Genomic DNA, 2,074 nt, shown 5'->3' with positions numbered 1-2,074 from the left:
CTGGGGCTGGACGGGGTCGATGGCTGGGCGGCGCGGCGCAGCGGCCTGGCCTCCCGCTTCGGCGCCCGATTCGACATGGAGGCCGACGCCTTTTTCGTCCTGGTCCTGTCGGTGCTGGCCTGGCAATGGGGCAAGGTCGGCCCCTGGGTGCTGCTGATCGGGGCGATGCGCTATCTCTACGTCCTGGCCGGTGCCGCCTGGCCCTGGCTACGCGCGCCGGTGCCGGAGAGCTTCGCCCGCAAGGCGGTCTGCGTGATCCAGATCCTGGTGCTGATCGCCTGCCTGGCGCCGCCGGTGCCGCACGCCCTCGCCGCCACCCTGGCCGCCGGCGCCCTGGCGGCGCTGTGCTGGTCCTTCGGCCGCGACGTGGTCTGGCTGTGGCGGCGGCAGCGGCGCCTTCTCGCATGAATGCCATTAGCCGCGCCGCCGGCATCGCCCGTTCCCTCGCCATCTATCGCGGCATCCCCGGACGCTCGGCCCGCTTCCGGCGCTTCTTCTCGGCCCTGATCCGCCCCGGCGACCTGTGCTTCGACATCGGCGCCCATGTCGGCAACCGCAGCCTGTGCTGGGCCGGGCTCGGCGCCCGGGTGGTGGCGGTCGAGCCGCAGCCCGACCTGGCCCGGCTGCTGCGCCGCAGCTTCCGCCATCAGCCCAGCATCACCCTGGTCGAGAGCGCGGTCGGCGCCGCCCCCGGCACCGCGACGCTGCATCTCAGCAGCCGCAACCCGACCGTGGCCAGCCTGTCGCAGGACTGGATCGAGACGGTGTCGCGGGCCGACGGCTTTTCCTCGATCCGCTGGGACCGGCGGGCCGAGGTGCCGGTGACGACACTGGACGCGCTGATCGAGCGGTTCGGCCCCCCCGCCTTCTGCAAGATCGATGTCGAGGGCTTCGAGGCCGAGGTGCTGGCCGGGCTGTCGCGCCCCCTGCCCTGCCTGTCCGTCGAATACGTGCCGGCGGCGCTGCCGGCGACCCTGGCCGCCCTCGACCGGATCGAGGCGCTGGGAGACTGCCGCTTCCAGGTCTCGGTCGGCGAAACCGGGCGCTTCCTGTGGCCGAACTGGCGGGAGGGGCACGAAGTGCGGGCCTGGCTGTTGACTCTCTCGCCGGAGGACCGATCCGGCGACATCTATGCGCGAACCGAGGGATGATGGACACCGCCTGGATCTGGCTGCTCGACCGCCGCGCCGGCCGGCCGGAGGCGCCGCTGCCCTCCGACGCCGAGGGCCGCGACCGGATCGAGCTGCTGCGGCCCTTCGCCGAGGCCGGGGGCCGCTACGTCCTGGCCCATCTCGGCCAGAGCATCGACGGCCACATCGCCACCGGCTGCGGCCAGTCGCAATATGTCACCGGCCCCTGCAACCTGGACCATCTGCACCGGCTGCGGGCACTGGCCGACGCGGTGCTGGTCGGCGCCGGCACGGTGGCGCATGACGACCCGCGGCTGACCACGCGCCGGGTCGACGGGCCGAACCCGGTGCGGGTGGTGCTGGACCCCGGCCGCCGGCTCGATGCCGGCCACGGCCTGTTCACCGACGGCGCCGCCCCGACGCTGCTGCTGTGCTCGGCCGACCGCGCCGGCAAGCCGGCCGGCGGGGCGGAGATCATCGGCCTCGACGACCCGTGCCCGGCGGCGGTGCTGGACGCGCTGGCGGCGCGGGGTCTGAAGCGGGTGATGATCGAGGGCGGCGGCACCACGGTGTCGCGCTTCCTCGCCGCCGGGGTGCTGGACCGGCTGCATGTCGCGGTGGCGCCGCTGATCATCGGCTCCGGCAAGGGCGGCCTGCGGCTGCCGGAGATCGCCCATCTCGACCAGGCCCTGCGCCCGCCCTGCCGCACCTATCTCATGGGCAGCGACGTGCTGTTCGACTTCGACCTGCGGGGGATGGCCGGGGCGGCGTAGAGCAGGGTGATTGCGATCGGGCCTACCCCTTTTATCCTCCCCCTCCCCTTGCGGGAGGGGGTAGGGGAGGGGTATTGGCGCCGATGGAATCGAGGTTGAGCGTCACCGCTGGCCTCGCAGATATCCTGGCCAACTCCGCGCCGGCTCTCGTCATCGAGAGCCCCTCCCCTA

General features: G+C 73.2%; 3 protein-coding genes. All 3 read left to right on the top strand.

The window, feature by feature from the left end:
- On the top strand, positions 1–408 hold a 408-nt coding region (locus P409_RS39605; RefSeq protein ID WP_034848486.1), incomplete at its 5' end, for a CDP-alcohol phosphatidyltransferase family protein.
- Positions 405–1,151, top strand: a complete 747-nt coding sequence (locus P409_RS32660) for an FkbM family methyltransferase (protein WP_034848483.1) — start codon at positions 405–407, stop codon at positions 1,149–1,151. The genes P409_RS39605 and P409_RS32660, both read left to right, overlap by 4 nt.
- Positions 1,151–1,903 carry a RibD family protein gene (locus P409_RS32655; protein WP_202964881.1) on the top strand — a complete coding sequence of 251 codons (753 nt, stop codon included), beginning with the start codon at positions 1,151–1,153 and terminating at the stop codon, positions 1,901–1,903. Before P409_RS32660 ends, P409_RS32655 begins: the two co-directional genes overlap by 1 nt.
- Positions 1,904–2,074 lie beyond the last annotated feature (171 nt).

It is taken from the genome of Inquilinus limosus MP06, from assembly GCF_000767795.1.
In the GTDB taxonomy this organism is placed as follows: Bacteria; Pseudomonadota; Alphaproteobacteria; order DSM-16000; family Inquilinaceae; genus Inquilinus; species Inquilinus limosus_E.
This window is presented reverse-complemented; position numbering and strand designations above follow the sequence as displayed.